Annotated in this window: 19 protein-coding genes and 2 pseudogenes; 6 read left to right on the forward strand and 15 right to left on the reverse strand. The window is 52.5% G+C overall.

Translation table 11 applies throughout. The features are described from left to right. Window positions 1–230: 230 nt before the first annotated feature. The gene (locus tag ACZ89R_RS02665) at window positions 231–872 is read left to right on the forward strand and encodes a dTMP kinase (RefSeq protein ID WP_429546802.1); all 642 of its coding nucleotides are present in this window, start codon (window positions 231–233) and stop codon (window positions 870–872) included. Between the two features lie 79 nt (window positions 873–951). Here ACZ89R_RS02665 and ACZ89R_RS02670 read toward each other — a convergent pair whose 3' ends face one another. The 8 genes from ACZ89R_RS02670 to ACZ89R_RS02705 form a co-directional block, all read right to left on the reverse strand. Then, entirely contained in the window at window positions 952–1452 is a 501-nt protein-coding gene (locus ACZ89R_RS02670) for an outer membrane beta-barrel protein (RefSeq protein WP_429543181.1), read from the reverse strand. Between the two features lie 108 nt (window positions 1453–1560). After that, entirely contained in the window at window positions 1561–2361 is an 801-nt protein-coding gene (locus ACZ89R_RS02675; protein ID WP_429546801.1) for an EAL domain-containing protein, read from the reverse strand. Window positions 2362–2606: 245 nt separating this feature from the next. Next, window positions 2607–3569, reverse strand: coding sequence for a helix-turn-helix domain-containing protein (locus tag ACZ89R_RS02680; protein WP_429543183.1), 963 nt, complete (start codon window positions 3567–3569; stop codon window positions 2607–2609). 57 nt (window positions 3570–3626) lie between these two features. Beyond that, the gene (locus ACZ89R_RS02685) at window positions 3627–3953 is read right to left on the reverse strand and encodes a hypothetical protein (protein ID WP_429543184.1); all 327 of its coding nucleotides are present in this window, start codon (window positions 3951–3953) and stop codon (window positions 3627–3629) included. A gap of 287 nt (window positions 3954–4240) precedes the next feature. Beyond that, entirely contained in the window at window positions 4241–4723 is a 483-nt protein-coding gene (locus ACZ89R_RS02690) for a hypothetical protein (protein ID WP_429543185.1), read from the reverse strand. After that, complete coding sequence (locus ACZ89R_RS02695) at window positions 4720–5544, reverse strand: winged helix-turn-helix domain-containing protein (protein ID WP_429543186.1); 825 nt, start codon at window positions 5542–5544, stop codon at window positions 4720–4722. The genes ACZ89R_RS02690 and ACZ89R_RS02695 overlap by 4 nt, the downstream gene beginning before the upstream one ends. Before the next feature lie 372 nt (window positions 5545–5916). Continuing rightward, window positions 5917–6378 (reverse strand): hypothetical protein, encoded by a 462-nt coding sequence (locus ACZ89R_RS02700; RefSeq protein WP_095630491.1) that lies wholly within the window; start codon window positions 6376–6378, stop codon window positions 5917–5919. Window positions 6379–6540: 162 nt separating this feature from the next. Then, window positions 6541–7221 (reverse strand): DUF3313 domain-containing protein, encoded by a 681-nt coding sequence (locus ACZ89R_RS02705; RefSeq protein ID WP_429544284.1) that lies wholly within the window; start codon window positions 7219–7221, stop codon window positions 6541–6543. A gap of 190 nt (window positions 7222–7411) precedes the next feature. Here ACZ89R_RS02705 and ACZ89R_RS02710 point away from each other — a divergent pair, with 190 nt between their 5' ends. Continuing rightward, window positions 7412–7795 (forward strand): MFS transporter, encoded by a 384-nt coding sequence (locus ACZ89R_RS02710; protein ID WP_429546800.1) that lies wholly within the window; start codon window positions 7412–7414, stop codon window positions 7793–7795. An 82-nt stretch (window positions 7796–7877) separates the two neighbouring features. Here the strand turns inward: ACZ89R_RS02710 and ACZ89R_RS02715 are convergent, their stop codons facing one another. Beyond that, window positions 7878–8471 carry an MFS transporter gene (locus ACZ89R_RS02715; protein ID WP_429546799.1) on the reverse strand — a complete coding sequence of 198 codons (594 nt, stop codon included), beginning with the start codon at window positions 8469–8471 and terminating at the stop codon, window positions 7878–7880. A 566-nt stretch (window positions 8472–9037) separates the two neighbouring features. Here ACZ89R_RS02715 and ACZ89R_RS02720 point away from each other — a divergent pair. Beyond that, window positions 9038–9457, forward strand: coding sequence for an ImmA/IrrE family metallo-endopeptidase (locus tag ACZ89R_RS02720; RefSeq protein ID WP_262409490.1), 420 nt, complete (start codon window positions 9038–9040; stop codon window positions 9455–9457). Between the two features lie 120 nt (window positions 9458–9577). Here the strand turns inward: ACZ89R_RS02720 and ACZ89R_RS02725 are convergent, their stop codons facing one another. Both ACZ89R_RS02725 and ACZ89R_RS02730 read right to left on the reverse strand, forming a co-directional pair. After that, on the reverse strand, window positions 9578–10873 hold the full coding sequence (locus ACZ89R_RS02725; protein WP_429546798.1) for an ImmA/IrrE family metallo-endopeptidase: 1296 nt from the start codon (window positions 10871–10873) through the stop codon (window positions 9578–9580). Window positions 10874–10989: 116 nt separating this feature from the next. Next, on the reverse strand, window positions 10990–15450 hold the full coding sequence (locus ACZ89R_RS02730; RefSeq protein WP_429546797.1) for a tetratricopeptide repeat protein: 4461 nt from the start codon (window positions 15448–15450) through the stop codon (window positions 10990–10992). A gap of 1083 nt (window positions 15451–16533) precedes the next feature. Here ACZ89R_RS02730 and ACZ89R_RS02735 point away from each other — a divergent pair. Then, the gene (locus ACZ89R_RS02735) at window positions 16534–17037 is read left to right on the forward strand and encodes a hypothetical protein (RefSeq protein WP_429546796.1); all 504 of its coding nucleotides are present in this window, start codon (window positions 16534–16536) and stop codon (window positions 17035–17037) included. Between the two features lie 340 nt (window positions 17038–17377). Here the strand turns inward: ACZ89R_RS02735 and ACZ89R_RS02740 are convergent, their stop codons facing one another. The 3 genes from ACZ89R_RS02740 to ACZ89R_RS02750 form a co-directional block, all read right to left on the reverse strand. Beyond that, entirely contained in the window at window positions 17378–18247 is an 870-nt protein-coding gene (locus ACZ89R_RS02740) for an integrase (protein WP_429546795.1), read from the reverse strand. 571 nt (window positions 18248–18818) lie between these two features. Continuing rightward, window positions 18819–19343 carry a cupin domain-containing protein gene (locus ACZ89R_RS02745; RefSeq protein WP_429546794.1) on the reverse strand — a complete coding sequence of 175 codons (525 nt, stop codon included), beginning with the start codon at window positions 19341–19343 and terminating at the stop codon, window positions 18819–18821. Between the two features lie 143 nt (window positions 19344–19486). Further along, window positions 19487–20404 carry an AraC family transcriptional regulator gene (locus ACZ89R_RS02750; RefSeq protein WP_429546793.1) on the reverse strand — a complete coding sequence of 306 codons (918 nt, stop codon included), beginning with the start codon at window positions 20402–20404 and terminating at the stop codon, window positions 19487–19489. 331 nt (window positions 20405–20735) lie between these two features. On the opposite strand from ACZ89R_RS02750, the pseudogene ACZ89R_RS02755 reads away from it, so the two are divergent. Next, a pseudogene (locus ACZ89R_RS02755) lies at window positions 20736–21695 on the forward strand (alpha/beta hydrolase). A gap of 86 nt (window positions 21696–21781) precedes the next feature. After that, window positions 21782–22983 (forward strand): annotated as a pseudogene (locus tag ACZ89R_RS02760) (MFS transporter). 111 nt (window positions 22984–23094) lie between these two features. Here the strand turns inward: ACZ89R_RS02760 and ACZ89R_RS02765 are convergent. Then, window positions 23095–23460, reverse strand: coding sequence for a histone-like nucleoid-structuring protein, MvaT/MvaU family (locus ACZ89R_RS02765; RefSeq protein ID WP_429546792.1), 366 nt, complete (start codon window positions 23458–23460; stop codon window positions 23095–23097). Window positions 23461–23679: the final 219 nt, after the last annotated feature.

Raw genomic sequence — 23679 nt, forward strand, 5'->3', positions numbered from 1 at the left:
TCTGTTGACGCGTGCCTGGCGAGTGATCTGCCTGTGGCAGCTGGTACGCGGAGAGGGTGGTTCAGGCCGCGTTGAGATGACGGACACGGCGCGTGCGAGACCCTGGATTAGGTTAGAGTGTTCAGCAATGTCTGTTCATGGACCCTCCACTCGATTCGGCACAGTCGCGCCAAGCGATTGCAGCGAGCGAACAGGGCAACAAAAACCGTATACCAATTGTTATGTGAAGAATGAATCGTTCGCTGTTTGTTTCTCTGGATGGGCCCAAGGGCGCCGGCAAAACCACACTGTTGGAGGCCGTTACGAAAGTACTGAGGGCAGACAACAAAAAGGTGATCCGACTTTGCGAGAAAAAAAGCGATCCCTATAGGGGTGAAACAATGGCCCTGGTGAACAGACTCGTCAGGAATCCCACCCGGGATTTGGAGTTGGAAGTTTGTGCGCGTTTTGCTGATAGCCGTACCTGGATTTCCCGGCACGTACTGGCTAAACAGCCACCAGGCAGCATCATCCTGATCGATCGCTGGTACCCGTCTGACGCCGCGTTTCGCCGGATAGTCCCGTTTGCAGAGATTCTAAAGTTGAACATGGATCGAAACGTGCAAGTGCCAGACCTGCATGTCGGGGTTGTCACCACAGCTGAAATTTCATGGGCTAGGGCAGCGGCACGAGGGCGTGGGCTGAGCAGTACGGTGATCCATAAGCTGGAAGAACAGGTCGCTTGTACCAAGGCGTTCGAGCGAGCGATCGCAGATCACGGCTGGGTTTTATGCCGCAATGAAGGAACGATCGAAGAGGCAACGATGCAGGTGGTTTCTGAGATCTATAGCGTCCAGGCGAAGTTGGCTGCGCCGTTGTCTGGCGTTGATTGAAGGTGCACGGGTGGCTGAACCGGTGATGCTTCAAGGGGCGCGTTGAGCGACCTTTAAGGCCGCTCAATTGAAGCAGGCGTTACCAAAGAATGAATGCAGAGGCCGTTGTTTGATTCAGGTTGATGTTGCCGACCTCCAATATTTCATACTCAGCGCGGACGCCGATATTGCGAAACACATCCACTTCAACGCCCGCCCCGTAGGTCAAGTCCACGCCGGTGTCATCATCGCTGGCGTTGCCGTCAGCATCCCAGGCATGAGCACCGACACTACCGAAAATTCGCACCCGCTCTCCCAGTGGGAAGCCGACATGCGCACTGGCTTGCACCGATTTTCCATCGAAATCAAGATTCTTGTCCTCGAATTGGCCAAGATCAACGAAGGCGCCCTCGAAGGCCAGATAGCCGTTGAGGCGATAGCCTGCAAAAACCTTATAACTGGAATCTTCATCGCTCAGACTTGATTTGTCGGTTTCAATATTGCTGACGCCAGCACCAAGATACAAACCTTTGTCATCCGCAAATGCTTGAAAGGATAGCAATGAAAGTAGAGAAACGAAGCCAAGGTTTCGAAGTAGCATATGAAGTGTTGTCCTTCTACAGGTTGTCGATTGTGAGGTGTTTGCCGAATGTGCGTAGTCGCGAGGATTAATAGAAGTCATTGATTGATATTGATGAGTAATATTCAGTCACTGTAAGCATCTGATGTTCGCCGGACATTGGAAATACCGCCTGGCCAAGGCATGTACAGGGAGTGCCGGTTCATTGAAAGCGTGTCTGAAAGAGCTGGTGCCAACGTTACCCATAGCAATACGATGTCCATACACTCGAAGCCTGTGCAACTGAGTCGCTGCTCCTTTGTGATTTAACAAGGCACTATCGTTGATTTCAAAAACGATGGCGGACGGCGGTATGTTGTATGTCGTCATGATGCCGGCCACAAAGTCGGGAAAGGTCTGGTCGAGCAGGTCGTGGGCGGTAAGATTGATGGTGATGAAGAAATCCTTGCATGCCCAAAGATAGGTGCTGTAATCCTCCGCAACACGGCGCATGACCGAGCGAGTGAGTTCGCAGATCAGTTCGGACTTCTCTGCCGCTGAGATGAAGGCATCTGCCACAATGGCGGCGCCTTTAGGGCGCCAGCGAGAATGTGATTCGGCGCCGACCAGATATCCCTTCCTCGAATCAACGATAGGTTGGTAGTGCACGTCCAGTTTGTCCGCCCTGATTGCCTTGCGAAGCTGAACGACGGTCGAGGTGTAATACCTAAGCACCCTCCATGAAAGGTAAAGCACTGCTTCCAATATGAAGGCCAGGGCAATGAATAGCGTCCATTTCAAGTCATTCCACTCATGGGTTTTACTCAAACCCTGCCCAAAAAGTCTGTCTGCGTAATGATCGGCAAGAAACCATGCAATTAAAGCCATTGCAGCCGTTGCGCATAAAGCTGATGGGTAAGTTTTAAGTAAGGCTCTATACGCGGCAATCATAAAAACTCCGAAAAACATGATTTGACTAAGCGGGATCTGACCAGAGGCGAATTTTTAACTGTTCATCAGCCAGGCCAACGCGACACCGCCCAAATAGGCGACAATGCAAAAGAAGATTTTATGCTTGAGCGGTAATGAATTTAATCGATAGCGCATGTTTGTTCTCCTGGCTATTTAGCAAGCAATGTAGGCCATTAATGTGGAAAATTAGAAATATTAATTGTTATTTTTTCGAAGGTTAATCTTTAAACCGGTTTTTCTGCGTTGCGCCTTGCGGTTTCCGAAGGTATTTCTCCATAGGCACTCTGATAGGCCTTGGAAAACCGGCCTAAATGGTGAAAATTCCAATACATGGCAGTTTCGGTAACCGTAGGCCAAGTGTGACGGATCAAATCTCGGCGGGCGTTGGCGAGTCTGAGATTTCTAATGTACGCAATGGGTGAGGTGCCGAACGTTTCGACGAAACCAAGATGTAAGCTGCGAGTGGTGGTTTCAAGTTGTTTTACCAATGACTTCATGCTCAGCGCTTTGTTAAGGTTTTCATGGATGTAATTCATTGCTTCTGTCGCGACTATTCTTCTTGACGGGATATTAAGTGTGGCGCGACCAGCGGGTGTCAACGCGCGCAGGAGTGAAATCAATAACACGCTTTCAAAGTCTGATATTTCTGAGCGCCTGCGCTGTTTTTCGGCGGCGCCATTGATGTCTGTAAAACAAGCGTTGACGACCTGAATGGCAGACTGCATTAATTTGAAGTTTGCAACCTGGAAGCTTTGGTTTTTTCGATGGGCGAGCACATCGATAACTGAGTGATTATCGATGCATTGTGTATAGTGCTCCAGTGTCGTGGTCAGCGTATAAAGAGTTTCATTCGGTTCGCAGGTGTACTGTACGGGCTCACCGCTATACAGCACGATGACTTCATTAGGCCGCAGTTCATGATTGTTGACAGAGGGTCGGCCAATGGGCGTATGCGAAATGGCAATGGTTATAAAGCCTTGAGGAACAGAGCTGTCCAGGGTGACAACTGAATCGAACTCCAGTCGGCTGCATTGGAGAGTCAGACTGTCAACGAGCTTAAACTGTCGAATACTTGCCTCATGCTCTGCCGAAATCAGGCGGACTGTCCACTGGCCGATAATTCTATCGGGTTTATTTGCGGCAATGGGCGTTACATGAAAAACTTCGTCAGGAATTATTGTGCTCATGGAGTTTAACGCTCTTCAGCTAATAGGTAGTGCCAAGCCATTGTTCAGACTTCTATGTCAATGAGTCGGCGTGAGTTCCAGCGCCGCTGAAAATACATACGCATCGCTCAATGGTAGATCCAACAGGCTTTGAAGTTTGCACGGCGCTATTTTCGAACCAAAGATTGCTGTTTGTTGGCCGCCGATGGCCGCCGCATCATAGGCAAAATAATCATTGACACGATAGCTTGTGCAAATCCTGTAACTGGAGCTTTCATCGTCAAGTTTCTTCTTGTTGCTTTCAATAGGCGCCAGGTCGACGCTATAAAGCTCCTTGTATCCAGCCATGGCCTTGAGTGAAAGCAATACACCAAATGATACGGTGGCAAAGTTTTTTAGCCGCATTGACGAGCTTCCTTGTTGATGAATTTTCAATAAGAGCAAAGTGCCCGCCACATGACTGTCACGGCGCGGCCTGTGAATAGTCTCGCCCCCGAGGGGCTTGTCAAAGTCAAAAACTCATATTTTCAATCATCAATCGGCCAGCCGATTTGCTGAAGGCGCGAGAAGGCGCCTCTACCGGCCGTGAAGGCAAAGCAGCCAGGAAAAATCATCAAAGCGGGAGGATTTTGAAGGGGGAGGGGGATTTGATCCAAATCAGTAATTATTATTTTTATTGTCTGAATGAAGGTTTAGTGACTCATGCAACGCAAGCGGCCGGTTTCGTGCACATAAAAACATACGGCGTTGTCATCGGTGACAGGTATGAGCTCATAGTTGAGAACGGCGCCTTCCTGCAGAGCATACTGGCGCCTGAAAAATAGATCGGGGGTCTTTTCAATGGCGAATAACTCGTTGTCCTGGCTCAACTTAACGTTGTTGATTTTTATCTGGACGTGATGATTGCTTTCCCGGATAACATTTGCAGTGATGGTGGCGTTACGAATTTTTCCGTTCAGGTTTTCCAGAGAGGTTTGTGTTAGTCGGCCGTGCCCGATAGTCAGATACTCCTCAGTGTTGAGCTGATTCAAGTCTTCGAGCCATTGTCGGGTGAGGGTCTGATAACTGATGTTTTCCATGTAATAAGATGGCGAATAAAGCAAGGAAAAAATGCAAGCGGCGTTGATGATTCCAAGCACTATCCAGTGAGTCATTGAAGGTGTTGTCAGCTTCATAGGGTTGCCTCCAGACATTGCCGGATCATCAGTGCGAGGTCTTTTTGAGCGCTACTTAATTGTAAGTTTGCTGTGCTTGAGTCCGGGCGGACGCACGAAACGGAATAATTTGTTTTATAGAGATTCAACCAGACCTGACCTTTTAAATGGGGCGAGGACTGTTGGATCTGTTTGGCCGAAAGATCCCTCAGTGATTGAGTCTCAGCGACCGTGTGGCCTACAGCATGGATGAACAGATCGTTCTGTTTTACGCTGGAAATTTCTATTTTGGGTGTGTCGAAGCCAGAGTGGAACCCTGTGTAAACGCATACTCCCAAGGTCAGGAAATAGCCGATCAAATGGGCTTTTGTTATGTAATTTGATTTTTTGGTTTTTTCTGAAAGTCGCGGAAGATCATCATCACGCCCACTTGGCGGTAGTTCTTCAATGACGGGCGCGCAAGGTTGCACCGCTTCATCTGCTGGCATCGGCAAGGCTGCTTGGGCATCGACTACATATTGACGATTGAAGCAATATCCTCTTCGAGGAACCGTCATCAAGATTTCGTGATCTCGACTGTCGTTAAGAATGTTTCGAAGTGAGAAAACGGCCTGGTTCAAACTGCCGGCGGCGACGACGCGGTCATTCCAGGCGTAGTCGGTAATCTCCTCACGGCTTTTGGTCTGACCGGGCTCCATAAGCAGCAGATCCAGTAGACGCGATTCAGCTCTACCTATCGTGGAGGTTTGAACATCGCCATAGGGTGTCGTGATGGAAAGCAAGGCGGTATCTGGGTCGAAAAGGGCCATGGCACCATTTTTCAACTTGAAGGCGTAGCGCATGGAAATCCTCCGTTCAGTTGGTTCTGGCTGAGTATAGAGACGGTTTGAGAGGCTGAGTTAGACGCAATACATGCTTGTCGGGGGAGAATGAGCGGCTATTTGCGGGCAAGCGCGGAAAGTGCAATCAGGTTTTGCAGACGATGCTGGAATAGCTCTCGGAAATGTCACTGGCGTCAAGCAAGGGTAATCCACGGGGTTTCAATCGGGGGCGGTCATAATGCTTGATATGAGCACCTCGCGCTATCCGAAAACTGCAAGACAGGGCCATGCATGCCTTGCGTAAATATGAATCGGTTTAGTCCTGCCGCCAGGGCAGGATGGAAAGGAAGGGGAGTGAAATAAATTCAGGGGAGGGCGAGGCAGTCAGTTGGATCAAGGCAAAACGTTGTAGCCACGCTGTTGCAGGCAACTGCTGTACACGGAGTTGTTGGCGGTGATGTTCTGCTCGGTGGCGGCAAGATTCTGTCTGCGCTCCTGACGTTGTCTTGAGGCGCCGACCACCACGCCGGCCGCAGCGGCACTGCGCGCACGGTTCTGGCGATAATCCTGCTTGATATCGTCGTCGATCTGGTCATAAACGTCGTCATGTTGCCGGCCGCGCACCTGCGCAGCAGTGGCGCCGGCGATCGCGGCTGTGGTGGCGCCTTTTATCCGACCTCCGGAAGGCACTGTATTCTGGGTCGGAAATTGAGCATTGGCTTGCGCCTGGCAGGCACTGGTGTCTTGCTGAATGCTCTGGGAAGTCTGGTTTTTGAGTGGAACCAGCGTTACGGCCAAGGCACCAGAGCTGGCGAGCAATAGACAGGCCGATAAGGTAAGGGTCGATATTTTCATCAAGTCGGACTCTCGCCAGGCGACATCATCGGGCCTGACAGATTGTTCAGAGATACGCGGCGTGACCGCCGTTCCGAAACCCCATGCCCGTTTGCTCGCAGTGCAAAACCATGACAATGGATGGCAGGCAAATCAACGTTGCCATGGGGTATCCCGCGTCAGCTACTGCTTGGAAAGCAGGGCCTGCATGTCGGTCGTCACGGTTTTGAATGCGACTTTGAAGTCATTGGCGGCTATTGGCTGACTGGCATTTTCCAATGTCTCGCCGAACACCTTGCGAACCACCTTGACGACCGGCAAACCGGTTTTGGCATCGATCAGGTCCATTTCCAGATACAACTCGGCCGTCTGATCACGATGGCCGGTGGCTGCTTGTGTGGCCCCGACGACAGCCGCGATCGGTACGGCCTCATACCAATGCATGCCCTCGTTGTTGGCGCTGACGTGAGTGATCGCCGCCTGCAGAATCAATGTCCGTGAATCGGCCGGTGCCTTCTGCACATTCGAGACGACCGTATAGGTGGGGACCAAGGCATTTCGGACACTGTCGCTGGCCATGATCTGTACATCATCCAGGGTTTTCAGGTTGACGCGCGCGGTGGGTATGGGCGCTGGATACAGCTCAACCTCCGTGAACACCACAGTGGAATAGGCATGGGGATCAAACCCTGGCGCGACCCAGCGCATCACTTTCTGTTCACTCTGCGTAGTTTGTTCTTCCAGTCCCTGATAATTGGGCAGAAAGCCCGAATATTGTTCTGTTTGCGCCACCTTCGAGACACACCCGACTTGAAACACGCAGCTCAAGGCAATCCCCACAATCCATTTATTCGACATGCTCATGTGTTCTGTTCTCAAGTAATGAAAGTTACTGTTCAGGTTCCTGCCTGGCCCCAGTACCGACGCCTGCACGTCGGTCGATGCGGGGCGGATATTGCCCGGCAAGGGCCGGATAATCCGAATCAATAACCCTCAAAAACTATTAAAAGCGTCACTGTGGGTGAAGGCACTGGCGGCAAAGCGGCAGGCCTAGATGGCCTCATCGATCTCCAGATCTCGGGTGTTGGCAATCGTTGGCATCGGGGTCACAGGCATGTGGGTGGGTCGTGGGTTGCGTGTGCTGACGCTTCTTAGTCTGGCGGTTTTCGCGATGGTGGCGCTGGTGTTGGGAATGGCAAGCAGCTCTCCCAACGTTGTGCTCCTCAGCGTTGCGATCTGGGGGCTGACGTTCGGTGGTGCTCCCACGCTGCTACAGACGGCCATTGCCGATACCGCCGATGTCGCGCAGTCGATGCTGGTCACCATCTTCAATCTGGCAGTGGCCGGAGATGGCATTGCTGGTGGCTTGTTGCTGGAGCATGTGGGGGCGAGCTCTTTCCCCCTAACACTGCTGCTGCTCGGTCTGTCCGTGGTTTGACTAGCCAGGGCCATTGGTCTCAAGCCTGGCCATCGCGCAATCATGCAATAAGCCCAACGGGCTAGCCGCGCGCCAGGGAATGCTAGTGCTTCGGAGGGCGGGCATACCAACCGTAGATTGCGATGCCGGCATAACAGGTTGCTGGCACGCTCAATGCCATCGCGAGCGTCGAGAGGTCGGCCGCATACCCTGTCAATGGCGGAATAAATGCCCCGCCAACAATGGCGCAACAGAACAGGCCCGAACCTTCTGCCGCGCGATGACCGAGCCCTGCGGTCGCAAGGGTAAAGATCGTCGGAAACATGATGGAGTTGAACAGTCCGACGGCCAGCAGCGACCATCCGGCAACAACGCCCTGTGTGGTGGCAGAGATCGTCAACAGCACAATGACTGCCGTGGCGGCAAAGGCCAGCAGTTTCCCGGGCGCGAAAGTGCGCATCAGCGCCGAGCCGATAAAGCGGCCAACCAGGGCGCCACCCCAATAGAAGGCAACATGCTTGCCTGCGGCTTCGGCGGGAAGGGCCAGGGTTGTCGGCAGCATGAGGTAGTCGGTGATAAGGCTGCCAATCGTGACTTCGGCGCCGACATAGAGAAATATGCAAACGGTGCCGAGTGCAAAGCGCGGCATCAGAGAAGTCAAAGACAGCGCCCACAAAACCGTCGAGGAAGTGACCATGAACAAAGCCACGCTCAAACCGATGGGCCCTAATGAAGAATGCTCCGCGCTCCAGTGGGCTCATCAGCGACTCACTTTGATGCTGGCGAACAGCACATTACCGCCAGCTTTCACACAGCTCGACACCCGCACTCGATTGGGAACCCGAGATAATTCAAGTATCGAAGCGGCTGGCTCGAGTAAAGCAAACTAGCAGCTGTGTACCGAGCACCACCACCGAAGGTTCGACGGACTTGAAAACCCTACATATTGGGTTATTATCAAGCTATGACCACTACATGCGGTGATTTACATGGGCGCGCCAAGTATCGAACAAGAAGCATCCGAGCTGCTGCGCATGCTCTGGCGCGACCGATATCACCTGTGGGGCGATCTAGATATCACCCCCGCTTCAGGCGCGTGATCCAAGGAAGGCGGCGCTAGCCTACGGCTTTGAATATCGGGAACTTCCGAATCTAGGTGATCCCAAATTCATCCAAGGCGGCTCCGGCCCCAAGATTGCAGGTCTGATTGATCGCCAAGCGAACCGCATTGCCATCTCCCAAGAATTCTCTCCGACGGTAAAACTGTTCACGGGTGCTCATGAGATCGGCCACCTCGCTCTACATAAAGGTGAGGTTATGCATAGGGATCGGGCGTTAGATGGCCGTCCAGTCGGTGGGCCGCGAAACCCTGAAGAACGGGAGGCTGATTTCTTTGCAGCGTGTTTTTTGATGCCTGCGAAGCTGGTCGCTGACCGCTTCAGGCGTCTATTTCTATGTGGAGACCAGCTTCACTTTAACGATACGGTCGCATATCACCTCGATGCGCATAACATCGAAGGTTTGTTGTATGCCTCGTCAGACTCCTTGGAACGAGAGCTGGCACTGGCGCGGTGCCAACGCTTCAATAACCTCAACGTCGTATCGCTTGCTACGCAGTTTGGAGTATCCGATTCGGCAATGGCGTTACGACTCAAGGAGCTTGGTTTAGTACGCTGGCCGTAGCTGGGGGCTTGAAGTAGGCGCTAGGTATCGATCGGAGTGCAAAAGAGTGGCGGGGCGATAAAGAACCGTACACTCAGGAACCGCCCGACCATGCGTCATAAACTCTCCGTGAGATGCAGATCAATCTTGCCGACCAATCTCGACCAGCAGTTCCAACGCCCTCATGCGCAATCGGATCGCTGTCTTCGAAACGTTAAAATATTCGCTCAGAGAATTGCACACAGCATGAAACTGGATGACGTTGTCCCTCTGACTGTCTAAGTACAGATGCCCGTGACCGCGATTTCGGATGCCAAGATGCTGTAGTAACAGCCCAAACGCAGCCTGAAAGTCCTCTTTAGGCATCAAGAGACACGAAGCAAACGTATTTGCTTGCCACTCCAACCGCTCGACTTCCCCTTTAGGGATGGTGATGAGCTGGCTCTGGTCAATGTCCTGCGCTCGGATGGCCTCTCGTGTCATGTAGCGTTTATGACCTAGAAAGTGATGCCCCAACTCATGGGCGAGTGTGAATCGGGCCAAGTGGGATTGGCTATCTGCCCCGAAGATTTTGATCTCAAGCGGGTTGAACGTGATACTGCCGAGGGCTGAGCCCGAGTCCTCAATGAAGCTCACGGACAGTCCACTGACATCAGCTTCCCTGGACACTAGCTTAGTAAGATCGACCTCTCCCCGGATGTATGAAATGGATTTCAAAGCATGCTGCGCCAAGCGATCTATTCCGTCCCGCGAAATGAACGCGACTCTAGGTGCTGTGATAAGCGTGGGCTGACGAATCAGACTCAGGTCGTTCCTTTTAAAAGCACTCTCCAAGTCGAGGCCTTTCCAGATGCCGTCCCAACCATCCGTAAAGCCGGCAGGAGTTACGGCATAGGCGCTATAAACGGTAGGCCGAAAATCCACCTGGGTTAGAGCGTATTCGATCTCTGCGCGCTTACGAGCTCTAGCGCTAAGCGCCCCGGTTAACAGGGCGCGAGGAAGTTCCCATCTAAACTCAGATTGATCGAAGTAACGCAAGACACCGAAGCCTCGATTCCGCGCAATGTTGAACGTGCCGGACTGAAACGCGCTGGCGGAGGCAAAAATACCCTTAGCATTGAAGCCGGCCACTTGACTGATCTTTGATCCAAATTCTTCGATGTCCCCCACAGGCACTTTGCCGCTGTAGTTCTTGCATTCGATGAGCACAAGCAACGATGGGGTCTCGAAGCCAGGCAGGAACACTTCGACCGAAATGTCAAAAATGATGAAGTCTTCTCGGTCGCGGGAGTAGTAGCCCTTCTTCCTGAAAATTTTGCAGCACTCAGGTCGGAAGACATAAAAGCGACCTTCATTGATCTCACGAGACAGGAACTCAAAGACTTGCTCCTCGAATCGGTCGCCCTTGGCATAGGTGCTGAGCGCTTCAATTTTCATATGCAGAGCAGGCTCCGGTTAACGGATCAGAAAGTCAGTTGTACGTGAATAGATGTTGCTCGAGAAAGTGATTTCCTGCGGAACATGCTGCCTGTCAGGTTGCAGCATGATGAATGCTAATCCACTTTCCTGCTTTCCGCTGTATGATCGCTCTGAGCCGATGCCGGTGCAGGATTTTGGGCTTTTAGCCGAATAGAAGCCAGCGGCGAGGGCACCACGACCGCCCAGAAAGGGACTGCATAAGCGAAGGAAACCTTCGCTTCCAGTGTCACCGGCCTGCTAGGTCGCTCTGCGCGCTGCATCGCAACATGTAGTCTGTGCCCTATGGCTTTGCGGGCCACGGAATTGATTTCTACACCGGCTAACGTGAGCAGGATCCGTGTGTACGCCAACCTATGGAAATCGTCAGGGCAGCTCGGGTGGCGGAACATCGGTTCAAAACAGTACTCAATCAGCTGCAGCATCACACCTAGGTTACAGCGCACCTGCAGGAACATCAGACAGACAAAGTCGACTATAACGGGCACAGCAGTATCAAACGTTAGGTTCGGCTCGGCCAAGTAACTCCGCAACCGGTTGATACCTATGTTTGCAAACGTTTCACCCTGATCCATCATGGTGACAAGGTCGGCAGCTTGGATCGAGATGAAGCTGCGCCTGGTCATCACCATTTGAACAACTGCCCGGGAGTACTCGGCACGCACCAAGCGCCCTGAAATCAGCTCATTCGTCAGTAGCAGTTGAGGAGATGCTCCTTTGATCTCCAGGAGTCCTGCTATAGCTCGGAGGCGGGCGTCTAACGACAGCAGCCCACCGCCATATTCCAGGCAAACAAGCAGGGTTGCATACTCGCCTTCACCCAGAATGTCTTTGAGCGTATGCATCTGTGCCGGCAGTGTGGGTGGGCCATATGCCGGTACCACGTCACAATACTCATCAATAGCGGCACGGATTGAGTCGAGAAAGGCACGCTCCCGATGCCAATTTTCCTCTGTCTGCTCCTGCATGCCGAGTTGCCCATCGCGTGAGAAGAGCGTCCCTCCTTTGTGAAATCGCGAAGACGACTCTATCTTCGTTTCGATTGCCTGCTTGGTGGCCGCGGCTACATACAGGCTGGGGATGTGCTCCAGTACATCGAGCATTCCAAGCGTCGCAAGCTCTACCAGCATGGGAAGATCTACCACCCAAGAGTGATCGGAGGCAGCGATAACCGGGAACTCATCATGGATCTGGCCCACACCCATCGAGACCTCCAGCAATGGCCCCTCATCGGGCCAGCCTCTGACGAGATCGATCACATCCACACCGAGCATCTGTGCGATCAGCCCAAGCGTGGCCATGTGCTGGCTGTAGAGCCCAATTGTGTTAAGGCCCTGTGTGTTTTTTCGTTCGATTTGCTCGATGAAGAAGGAGAAATCCAGCTCACCATCCTCACTCGTGGGGATGGTCATGGCGACTAAACTTTTGCTCGGAACGACCGCGCTTGAGACCTGCCCATATGACAGGTCGAGCAAACGTCGGTGAATGGTCACTATCCGCTTAACCTTGAGCGTCTGCTCTCCTATCAAGCTGCAGATTGTTGTGGTTTCGCCAACTTCGAGACCAATAAGCGCGACAGCCTGCGCGGAGTCCGCAGCGATGAACTCCGCGGTCGGCGAGAGAGGTGGGTCAATGTCAAAATCTATTGAAACGTAACCGCTGCCGCCGTTGCTGTCTTCGAGTTCGACTGACGTACCACAAGCGACCTCAACTGGGTTGGTGAGGAAAGAGTCCACCGTGCCGGATGCCATGACCATGAGTGAGATGTGACCGGCCGCAGCCTCAAGATTGCCCGAGTTCACTCGCATGGTGCGGTAAATGCGGGCGATGCCTCGATCATGCATCCCCCGACTGATCTCTGCGTTAGCAAGTTTCAATTGATCCTGAGCGGAGCCTTCGAGAAAGACAGGAAGCGTGGCTATGCACGCGTCCATCTGCTCAGGGTTTATGTTGGCTAAAACCTGGATCACCAACAACCATGCACTGGCATCAAGGGGGCTCTCAGAAACGATCATCTCTGCGATTTCACGCATCCTGGGCCAATCACCGGCGTTCCCGTAAACGTTCAAAGCCACGTTTCGGACATCTGCAGACTGGCGCCATTCACCAGGAAGCGACTCCAGCAGATCTCGAACCTTCGCACGCTGATCAGTTAGGGCGTAGGCGTGAAGAAGATCAACGTGCAGTGGAGTGAACGAGTCGCGGGGAAGCACGCGTTCGAGCATTGCGATAGCGTCATCGTGACGGCGTGCATGGAGCATCCACTGCGATGCCATGGACAGTTCCAGCAAATCGCTGCTCTGCGGTGCGAGTTCAGCCACACGATTCTCGAATGCCTGGCGCACTGCTTCGTTATCGATGAAGGCCCGAGCAGCGAAAACCCCATCGGTAATATTGCAGTTCTGGGGAGTGACACCTAGCTGCGAAAGCTCCTGCTGAACTGCATCATTACGTTGCTGACGTAGCAACAATTCCCAGTGCATGTGGCGGAGTATCCGCAGTACTTTCGCCGACTCATCCGTGACAGGCCGCTGCACCTGAGTACCATAGGCAGACTCGAGCATGGGCTCTTTACCCGCAACCAAGCATGCTTGGCCGAAGATCACCAGTGCGTCATCAGGAAGCTGATCAAGGCGATCGCAGAAGCGCTCAACCGCTTCACCTTCACGATTCAAATCACAAAGGGCCTCGAGCTCCACTCGGGCCGATGTCTCATGTTCTGGGACGCCGCGCTGTCTTCCCTGCTCGATCATGTCCAGCGCCTGACCCGGCTGCCCCAATAGCAGATACGCATAGGCGAGGTGGAACACGACGTCAGTCTTTGTCCTAGGACTTTGCTCGGCCCATAGCACACCCTCGCGATCCTCAAACTTGGACATGGCATCCATGATGAGCTCGCGTCGATCCTGAGGCTGAGATCGCGTGTTCACATGGAACGGGTTGTCCGTAGCGAGTCGCAGGGCAAAACGCAGATAGTTTTCGACGATGAAAATGGAACTGTCAGGCTGCTCCAAAGCTGTCTTGATAGCGTTGACGGCACCAAGATCGTCCCCGGCGCCAGCCCTGGAACTGGCCACCATCTGCCAGGCCCCGGACTTATCGCGAAAGGCTTCGGGGATCTCGTCTTCAGTTAGCTGTTCTCTATTGAGGACTCTTGCGTTGGTGTAAGCGATCCATACCGAATACGACTGCGGAAAGCGAGCCTGTGCCGCCTGGCCAACCTGAAGAGCAGCCTGCACGTCATTTTTAAGCATTTGAGCCCGGACATGACCCGAAGCAATACGCTCATCGTCGGCGTAGAGGTTTGCGGCTGTCTCAAGATCTGTCGAGGCGGTCTGATCGTCCCCAAGATGCCAGAAGCACATCCCACGAAGGAAATACCAACGGGCCTTCTGGTGAATATCAAACGTGTTCAGCTCGTCCTCGAGGAGTTCCAGCTGAGTCAAGGCATCCTTGTATCGGCGATCGTTGTGCAGCGTGCTGATGCGGTCGAGCTGGCGCGTAGCAAATGTAGTTTCCGACCCTTGGATTGCGATGGGGAGGTCATCAGTCAGCAGTGTGCTGCCGGCAGCGCGGCCAACGGAGAGGAGGGGAGCGAGATATTCCGCCAGCGGGGTAAGCTCTGACGCGCGCTCATGGCTGACAGGCATCGTACCCATTTGGTAGGCCCGCACACTCTCGCGTATCAGCTTGGCCGTATGAAATTCCTTGGCAAGCTCACCCAGATGGGCTGAAGCGGAAGAGAGATTGATTTCTCCGGCCGTGCCATTGAGCTCAGCACACACAGCCAGCAACTGCGACCACACCGCGCCGCTGTCCCGGCTTGGCAATGCCTGGGCGATAAATTGCTTTTGGTATCCGGCTTCCTGAGTGCGATCCGAGTCCAGGTCGTGGGGCACGAACTTCAGGTGGAGCGCGAATTGGCGCAGGTCTTCGTCGTTAACCGTGGCCTCATTGTATTGCTCAGCTGCAGCCTTGATGGCGGCGTAAGCAGTCCGGTTCCGAGCGTTACTCAGACCCTCTGAATGCACACGGCTGTACCAGGATTCATGTGAAAGAGACGCCAAGGCCAGCCTGACCACCTCCACCGCGCCTTCCATAGATGACGAGCTGGACACATGGTAGACAATCAGATTGTCGTCCAGCCCACGCTGAAAAGTTGGCTTGATGAAATCGAGCCACGCAAGCCCTATGGCTTCGGTAAAAACGTCATTGGCAGTCGCCTTGAGTGACCGCTTCATCTGCATTCTAATGGTTGCTTTCTGTCCGGTGCTCAGCGACGACGCATGGACAACCAGGTCGTCAGTGTTGTGGTCAAATCCTCGTCCTTGGAACAGCAACCCTACGATGACAAATCCTTCACGCAACCCCGCACACGGGATGCCCATGCACATGGCGAGCAGCCGCACCGCCTGCACACGTTGCTCGAATGCACCACCGCGCCCGCCCGTTGAAATAGGACTTGCGACCTTCTTCTGCTGGGGTTTCGGTTTAGGGGTGGGAGCTTTCTGTCCCTTTGCCTTTGGAGGCCTCGCCATACCTGGCTCGCACAACTGATAGAGGGCCCTATCTTATCGATCATTCAGCGCCATGCGTAGCGTTGAATTCGCAAGAAATTACGAAGCGTGACGCTTGGGGCAGGGGCGTATCGAGCGCCGACACCGTCTAAAACTCCATGATAAGACCACCCAAAAACGTGAACAGCGGAGCGAGCACGCCTGAGGAGGGAAGCCCGCAGAGTGAAAACCAACGCCTTGCGGGCGACTAATTCAAGACAGCCAAATTCGGGACGATTTCAACATGAAATGAAACCATCACCGAGCGGGCGAGCAGATAATCAACACCAAGAGTGATATGCGCCGAGATGAACCACAGTATCCGAACTACGGGGCGCCCTTCAAAAATCTTAGGGAGCATGCAATTGCTGGACATCTGCAACTACAAGTGGAGCGACGCTATGGATTGCATTATTCAAAGCGTAGGTCTGTGACAACTTGTGTGCGAGATAGTCGGTGCTTTTGCTGTGAGCTTATGCTCGTCAGGTTCGAGGACGGGGAGCTGAATGATCATCATCAATTACTAGGCTCAGTGAAAGCGCTCCGAAACAAACCTAGTACCCTAGATCTAAAATTGCACCTAGGTTGCTGCGATTGATAAATGCTTCTGGAGCCCAACCATAACCGACGAATCACACATATTAAAATATTATATGAAAAACTCCTGAAATAACCAAAACACAACAACCAATCTGGAATTCTGACAATACATCTATCTTGTTTAAGACCTAATCGAGAAATTATAATTACAAATATTGCCAGGCTGGCAATTGATTATAAATAGACAGCAGAACAGACAGCCGGCCTATCATTCAAACCTGTTGATTTTATTGCACTTTCAACACACCCAACAAAACAATCAATACAAATTGACAACGCGCCAACTGAAAAAAACCGAGAATGGACGAAGTCGTCCTTATTGCGCGCTGGAGGCCTAATTTAACTTTTTTGCATTTCTACTAAGCCCATGAAGTCAAGATCTGCACCTTGACTCTTCAGGGAAATATCCTAGGCTAGCAATCTGAAATAAATATTTTCAATTCGTACAATAGAGGAAATTCAAAAATGAATAAGAAAAATGAAGCTTCCCCACTAAGCGGTGGCATACATCTACATAATGTACCGTATAAGCTAAATCAGCTCCCATACAAACCAATTATAACAGTCGCGGTCGATAATTTAACTAAAAATATTATCGGTTTCTCAATTAAAGAAGCACATGTCACGAACAACGTTCAGACTCACGTTCGTCAAGTGATAGCCACGCCTATCAACTATACTCGGAATTCCATCCCACACCACTTTGCTGACATCCCAAACTACGCCATTGATGACGGCTCGACCGAGTTCTGTAATACCATCTTCGCAAAAGCATTTAAAAAGTTTGATTTGCAACTAAAACCAGCCAGTGATAATAGAATAGTTAGGAGGATCGAAATCGATTACTTTTTGGCAGACGTATTTGTGACCCTATCACTGCGCCTCCGCGGAAAACCCCGACCATCGCCTAAAAAACCGCCGTTTGGTGAACTGTGGCGTCAGCGCGGCCATCGCTTCCCGCAGAATTAGTATTAATTCTATTGAAAATGCTCATGTGCTCAGCATTCCAAGCACTAATGGCTGAGCCTCCTGAGTCGCGAATCCCACAGGACAATCATCATGAATAAATTGCTTACTTGAACGGGAGCAGAGATTTATGGATCGTAGCAAGTAGCTCCAAACTACCAGTGTATGTGCTGTAGTTAAGAGGAGCAGGGCGCTCGCGAGGGGCATGGAGGTGATCGGAGGTACGAGCCGTAGTTCTAGGCAAACACCTAGCAGTGCAAGTCGGCAGCCTGGGGAAGTCCTATGAAGCGAAGCGACAAGCAGAATTTCAGATCATCAAGGGATCATCAGTCAAAAATAGCCCCTAGACGCCATCCGTCGAACGACTCGATACCAACGCTCCCGTCAATCGTCGGATATCTTGAGAGGCTTGTGAAATAGTTGGGCTGTCCGATGCCATTGCCATAACTGCTAGGTTTTCTCTAATTCTAAAAATCATGTGCCTGAAGGATTTCACGCCGAGGCCGTCAGCCGAATCCTCCCGAGGAAACATGATCGCCGCAGGCAACGGTTGCCTGGCATCAATGTTCAGATGGATAAGATATCGTTCAAATGCCCGGCCAAACGCCGCCGGTAGCGGAACAGAACTGCCGTTCGAGGGATGACTCTCCAGCCACGTCCCATCTGTATCTCGCCTGAATTGATCGACAAGCCCAGGGCTTGAGGCAGTACCCAGCACTTGCCATAGAGGCCTGCCTGAATGTCTAGCGATCATCAAATACATAGAAATCATGCTGGAGCGATGCGTGCTCAAAGGAAGGCTGGGGAGTGTTGAGAGAATCCATTCCATCACTTCATCCGAAATGCTGCCTCGAGCCTGAGAAGTTTTGAACATCAAGAATTCAAGCTTTGCCAAGGCTACATTTTCACGTTTGGCGGATACCTCCGTTAGGTAGAAATCCATGAACTGCGTAACGCATCGGATCTCACGGTTCCACACATTCTTATCAATCTCCTCGAAGGACTCACCGGTACGGTTTTTTTGGAATGGTTTCCAGTTCGGGTTAATTGCGCAATCTTGAAAGTCCAAAGCGGCGTCGAACAAGAACCGAGGTTGTATAGTAGAAGTCGCCCAGGCGCTGCTTGGACTTCGAACAGTTTCCGCGTAGCTTTCAAAGTCGGCGCGAGTCCAATCAAGCAAGCAAACATCATTCGCGAAGCTCCAATTGAGCATTTTTTCCAAGCCTTTGATGCAGTTATTGTACTGCAGATGAGGGTTCAGGGGGCTCCAGTTGTGAGCGATCCAATTGACGAACCGGTACGCGTACCAAATGCTAATGAACGGTTGACATGACTCGGCGACTCGACTTAAGCGAGCTAAAACCTGAAGATTCACAACGAAACTTGATTCGCGATCAGGCCGCCAGTGGCTGTAGGGAGGAAAAATGGGGAATGGGATGAACGGCCGCGTCATTGGTGAACCCGCGCGCTAAAATCTTTGAATGGTGAATTACGTTTAGCAGACGTAATGGGCGTTAGCCAACCCCCAACACGACAGATACGGGAACGGAGATTCGTGACAGATCGACCTAATGGAAAGTGTGAGGATGGAGCGCTAAGAGTGCTGATTTATCAGCAAACGGAGTTTTATGGAAAAGCGACCGGGGGTAAGTGGAAATGGACAACTTTGGTAGAAGTTCCGCCCCGACACATCATTTAACATAATATACATTACACGTAACATTATGTTTCAAGATTAGCCCGGTTGCACGCAGATTTTGAAGCCCTCATTTCACCCAAGCCCCTCATCCTTGGGTCAGCTTTCCAATCAGCTCTGAATGCTCGGGAAACTGCTCTCTGAGCTTCTGTCGATTACCCATCTCCATATCTACAAAATCAAACCCTGGTGAAACCGCTTCACTGATCAAACCGTATTCCGCTAAACCATTCATCAGTTGCGAAGCTTTCCAGACGCCACCAGGTACATGCAGCTGCAAACACTGCCCGGCGATAACGTCGCTGCCCATCACCACAGTATTCAACGCGCCGTCTGGAAAAATCAGGCTGTACTGAATCGGGTTTCCCAAATGGTAGTAATGAACAATGTCCGATTGATTCAAGTGAAAATGCCCTATAGGCGAATCCTTGGTCAGCAAGTAATAAATTGAAGTCATCAAGTGACGTTGACCACCATTGATCTCGACCATGGCGTGGTGATCAGATTGAAAGGTTCTTCGGTAGAAACCGCCTTCCATGTGAGGCTCCAGAGCCAATGCGGCGATGACTGCTTCAGCGTTGGGAATTTGAATGTTGAACTCACTGTTGGTCATGTGGATTGCCCTCCTTAAAGCACTGTAGCTATTATGTAGATCTATTCGATAGATTATAACTATGCTAAATGGTTGTTTAGTCGTTTTATCTCGATAGCGTTTAAAAGCGTGAGCAAACGCAATTCGTCAGCTTGACTCTATAGCTACCCCTGCCCTCGCAACACCGCAATATCCCGCTTGGGAGGTACGCCAAACAGACGGCTGTATTCGCGGCTGAACTGGGACGGGCTTTCATATCCAACCTTGTAAGCCGCACTGGATACGTCCTGGTGTTCATTGAGCATCAATCGCCTCGCCTCGTTCAGTCGCAGCCATTTCTGGTACTGCAAGGGGCTCATTGTGGTGAGTTGACGGAAGTGGTGGTGAAAGGTCGGAGTGCTCATCTGCACTCGGGCTGCAAGTTCATCGACGCGAAGCGCTGAGGTGTAATTCAACTTCAGCCAATCGATGGCTTTGGCGATCCGATAACCTTGGCCATCGACAGAAGTTATTTGTCGTAGCCGGCTCGCCTGATCACTCTGCAAGAGACGGTAGTGAATCTCGCGTTGAATCAAGGGGGCCAGAACAGGAATGGACTCCGGCTCATCGAGCAGTGCCAATAAGCGCTCGAATGACGCCAGCATCGCAGGGGTCACTGAACCAATTCCTACCCCCTTCGCAACTGATCGATCACGGGTTGGCGGTAGGTCACTTTGTGCTATCAGCTCAGCCAGCATGTGCAGATCAAGCTTCAAAGTGAGTCCCAGGCATGGCTGTTCCGGGCTTGCCGCCAGCACTTGCGAATTGGCAGGCAAGTCCAATGAGGTGATCAGAAATCGCGACGTGTCATACGGGTAGCCTTCGCCGCCTACCCAGAGCTGTTTCTCACCCCGGGCGACGAGGATGATGCTTGGCTCGACCATGCACACGACGGGCGGCGATGGATGTTCGCGCCTGAAGAAGCCGAGGCCCGTAATGGGCGTTCCGTAATCACCTGGTTTGGGGATCTGCGCGCCGATGATCTGCGCAAGCGTTTCTTGCTGCGATGTCTGTTGCGGTGCGGTGCCGTGTTTGATCGTCATGTTCGTCTAGTACCTCTTCGCTGAACTCTAACTCGCCAGTTCACGACCGTCCTGCAAAAAAACAGAGACTCATAGAATCAGGCAAGTAATCCAGCGAAATGCACTACAGGGAGTATGGGCAGAACCGGAGAATGTTCATCCGACAAACCCATTGAGGAATCTCCCATGACGTCAAGTATTGCTTCGTGATCGACAACGCCATGTTGGCTGATTAAGCACTGGGTCAAAACACTCCAGCAAACTACAACTCAATCGAAAGGACAATCCGGTGAAAGGAATTTTTCTTGCCCTGGGGCTTCTCGCTACCTCTTTTTCTTCAATGGGAGCCGATATGTCAAACGGCGCGGACAACTTCTACAAAAGCGAGAAAGTGGCCGTTGAAAAGGTCACCTTCAAGAATCAATACGGTATGAAGGTAGCGGGCAACCTGTTCACCCCGAAAGACCTCGCCCCCAAATCCAGGAACGCCGCCATCATTGTCGGCCATCCAATGGGGGCGGTGAAAGAGCAGAGTGCGAACGTGTACGCCACCAAAATGGCCGAACAAGGATTTGTCACCCTGTCCCTGGATTTGTCCTTCTGGGGAGAGAGCGAGGGCGCACCTCGCCAAGCCGTCTCGCCCGATATTTACGCAGAAGACTTCAGTGCCGCCGTGGACTTTCTCGGCACTCACCCAATTGTCGATCCTGAGCGAATCGGCGTCCTCGGCATCTGCGGCAGTGGCAGCTTCGCTATCAGTGCGGCCAAGATTGATCCGCGTATGAAGGCCATCGCCACCGTCAGCATGTACGACATGGGTGCGGCCAACCGTAACGGTCTCAAACACGCAGTGACTGCGGAACAACGCCAGCAGATCATTCGCGACGCCACCGAGCAGCGCTATGCCGAATTCCAGGGTGGCGAAATCCGCTACACCGGCGGCACACCGCTCAAACTGACCGGCAATGCCGTGGGTGACGAGTTCTACGATTTTTATCGCACCCACCGAGGCGAAGTCACTCCGGTCGGCGCATCGCCGCAGACAACCACCATGCCGACGCTGACCAGCAACGTGAAGTTCATGAACTTCTATCCGTTCAATGACATCGAGACTATCTCCCCTCGCCCGCTGCTGTTCATTGCCGGTGCCTAGGCACACTCACGCGAGTTCAGTGAGGACGCCTACAAGCGGGCCGCCGAGCCTAAAGAGTTGCTCATTATTCCAGATGCCGGACACGTGGATCTTTACGACCGGGTCAACCTCATTCCATTCGCCAAGTTGACCACGTTCTTCAAAAGCAACCTGAAGTAGCCTGATCGGTGCCCTGGCCGGGCATCACTTCTCTCGTAGCCTAGTCCTCGGGGCTACGACGCTTCGCGCAATACAGGATTCAACCAATGACTGATCACCTCCTCCCTGTGCCCCATAAATCATGGGGCGCCGTATTCGCCATGTCCCTCGCCGCCTTCGTACTGGTGGCATCGGAGTTCATGCCCGTCAGCCTGCTGACACCGATTGCCGCAGATCTACACGTCACCGAGGGACAAGCCGGCCAGGGAATCTCCGTTTCGGGGCTGTTTGCCTTGTTCACCAGTCTTCTGATCGCATCGGTGGCTGCGCGGGTTGACCGCAAACCGCTGCTCCTTTCACTGACACTGCTTATGATCCTTTCTGGAACAGTGGTCGTGTTCGCCCCGAACTACTGGGTGTTCATGACCGGCCGCGCGCTGATCGGTGTTGCGATAGGTGGATTCTGGTCATTGTCGGCGGCAACCGCCATGCGCCTGGTGCCTGATAACCAGATCACTCGCGCAATGGCCATCGTCAACGGCGGTAACGCTTTGGCGACGGTTATTGCAGCGCCACTGGGCAGTTTTCTCGGCGCCCTGATTGGCTGGCGCGGTGCATTCTTGTGCGTCATCCCAGTCGCGATAGTCGCTTGTGTATGGCTGTTGTTAAGCCTTCCACCGATGAAATCGCAAAGCGGTTCAGGCACTGGCAACGTCTTCAAGTTGATGAAACGCACGCCGGTCGCGTTAGGCATGGTGGCGGTCAGCGTGTTTTTCATGGGCCAGTTCATGCTGTTTACCTATTTGCGTCCGTTTCTTGAAACGGTCACGCACGTCAGTGTTTCCATGCTGTCGTTGATGTTGCTCGTCCAGGGGGTATTGCAGGCCTCGCAGGAACCTTCCTGATTGAAGCGTTCTTGAAAAATGGCCTGCATCGAACCCTCATCGTCATCCCGATCTTGATGGCGGTGATTGCACTGGCGCTTGTTTCATTCGGTAGCTCGGCGGCTACCACGACTGTTTTGCTTGGCCTCTGGGGACTGGTTGCGACTGCTGCGCCCGTGGGATGGTGGACATGGCTGGCGAGAACGTTGCCAGACGCTGCTGAAGCGGGAGGCGGCTTAATGGTGGCGATCATCCAACTGGCAATTGCGTCTGGCGCAACCGTTGGCGGGCTGGTCTTTGACTTGAGCGGCTATCGAGCGACCTTCGAGTTGAGCGCCACTGTGCTGGGCGTGGCGGCCGTTTTTGCCTTCCTGGCTGCACGCGCAGCATCGCGGGAGCCTCTTGCCGCGACGAGCATCGCTTGAAATACCACAAGACACGCCAAGGCGTATCTTGTGGTTTCGGGTGAGAAAGTGACGATGGATCGGACATGTAGGAGCCAGCGGTGCGGCAAGCCTGGCTCCTACAAATCAAACTCACTTGGTCAGCCAGGACTCGACAGTGGCAGAGCCGAATTTGGATTTCCATTCCCTCAGTGTCTTCTGGTTGCCGCCTTTGGTCTCGACGACTTCGCCAGTGTTTGGATTTTTGTAGATCTTCACCTGGCGCGGCTTGCGTGTGCCGGATTTCGGCGCGGTTACTGATGCGCGACGACCAGTTTGTGGCTCAAGAAGATTGATCACGTCTTTCAGGCTATAGCCGTATTTGGCTAGCAAATCACGCAGCTTCTTTTCGAAATCAATTTCCTTTTGAAGGCCTGCATCACCTTTCAGTGCCTCGAGCACCTGGAGCTGTTTAGCCAGATGTTTTTCTAGTTCACGGAACTCTGCAAGCTTGGACATGTAAAACCTCATATCTGTTTTGTATGTATGTACATGTGACAGAGCCAGCTAAAGAAAAGTCCCCCCTACAATGGAGTCACACCCTGTCGGCCATTTCTTTTTGCTGTTCAGAACCCCAAAAGCCATCTTCGATGAGACTAACTGGCGATAAATCTGTTCGATGGGCTATTTCCCGACCTTGAGCATGGCAATCAGGGCTATGGTCAATGTGTTGAGCAG

The sequence above is a fragment of the Pseudomonas sp. TE3728 genome (genome assembly GCF_056279145.1).

Excerpts from the sequence above, each read along its gene's own strand:
- ACZ89R_RS02715 (WP_429546799.1), bottom strand. The coding sequence starts at position 8,471 with ATGGTCACTTCCTCGACGGTTTTGTGGGCGCTGTCTTTGACTTCTCTG.
- ACZ89R_RS02675 (WP_429546801.1), bottom strand. The coding sequence starts at position 2,361 with ATGATTGCCGCGTATAGAGCCTTACTTAAAACTTACCCATCAGCTTTA.
- ACZ89R_RS02730 (WP_429546797.1), bottom strand. The coding sequence starts at position 15,450 with ATGGCGAGGCCTCCAAAGGCAAAGGGACAGAAAGCTCCCACCCCTAAA.
- ACZ89R_RS02705 (WP_429544284.1), bottom strand. The coding sequence starts at position 7,221 with ATGAGCATGTCGAATAAATGGATTGTGGGGATTGCCTTGAGCTGCGTG.
- ACZ89R_RS02690 (WP_429543185.1), bottom strand. The coding sequence starts at position 4,723 with ATGAAGCTGACAACACCTTCAATGACTCACTGGATAGTGCTTGGAATC.
- ACZ89R_RS02725 (WP_429546798.1), bottom strand. The coding sequence starts at position 10,873 with ATGAAAATTGAAGCGCTCAGCACCTATGCCAAGGGCGACCGATTCGAG.
- ACZ89R_RS02670 (WP_429543181.1), bottom strand. The coding sequence starts at position 1,452 with ATGCTACTTCGAAACCTTGGCTTCGTTTCTCTACTTTCATTGCTATCC.
- ACZ89R_RS02680 (WP_429543183.1), bottom strand. The coding sequence starts at position 3,569 with ATGAGCACAATAATTCCTGACGAAGTTTTTCATGTAACGCCCATTGCC.
- ACZ89R_RS02700 (WP_095630491.1), bottom strand. The coding sequence starts at position 6,378 with ATGAAAATATCGACCCTTACCTTATCGGCCTGTCTATTGCTCGCCAGC.
- ACZ89R_RS02750 (WP_429546793.1), bottom strand. The coding sequence starts at position 20,404 with ATGACGATCAAACACGGCACCGCACCGCAACAGACATCGCAGCAAGAA.
- ACZ89R_RS02745 (WP_429546794.1), bottom strand. The coding sequence starts at position 19,343 with ATGACCAACAGTGAGTTCAACATTCAAATTCCCAACGCTGAAGCAGTC.
- ACZ89R_RS02665 (WP_429546802.1), top strand. The coding sequence starts at position 231 with ATGAATCGTTCGCTGTTTGTTTCTCTGGATGGGCCCAAGGGCGCCGGC.
- ACZ89R_RS02695 (WP_429543186.1), bottom strand. The coding sequence starts at position 5,544 with ATGCGCTACGCCTTCAAGTTGAAAAATGGTGCCATGGCCCTTTTCGAC.
- ACZ89R_RS02685 (WP_429543184.1), bottom strand. The coding sequence starts at position 3,953 with ATGCGGCTAAAAAACTTTGCCACCGTATCATTTGGTGTATTGCTTTCA.
- ACZ89R_RS02710 (WP_429546800.1), top strand. The coding sequence starts at position 7,412 with ATGGCCTCATCGATCTCCAGATCTCGGGTGTTGGCAATCGTTGGCATC.
- ACZ89R_RS02765 (WP_429546792.1), bottom strand. The coding sequence starts at position 23,460 with ATGTCCAAGCTTGCAGAGTTCCGTGAACTAGAAAAACATCTGGCTAAA.
- ACZ89R_RS02740 (WP_429546795.1), bottom strand. The coding sequence starts at position 18,247 with ATGCTCAATTGGAGCTTCGCGAATGATGTTTGCTTGCTTGATTGGACT.
- ACZ89R_RS02735 (WP_429546796.1), top strand. The coding sequence starts at position 16,534 with ATGAATAAGAAAAATGAAGCTTCCCCACTAAGCGGTGGCATACATCTA.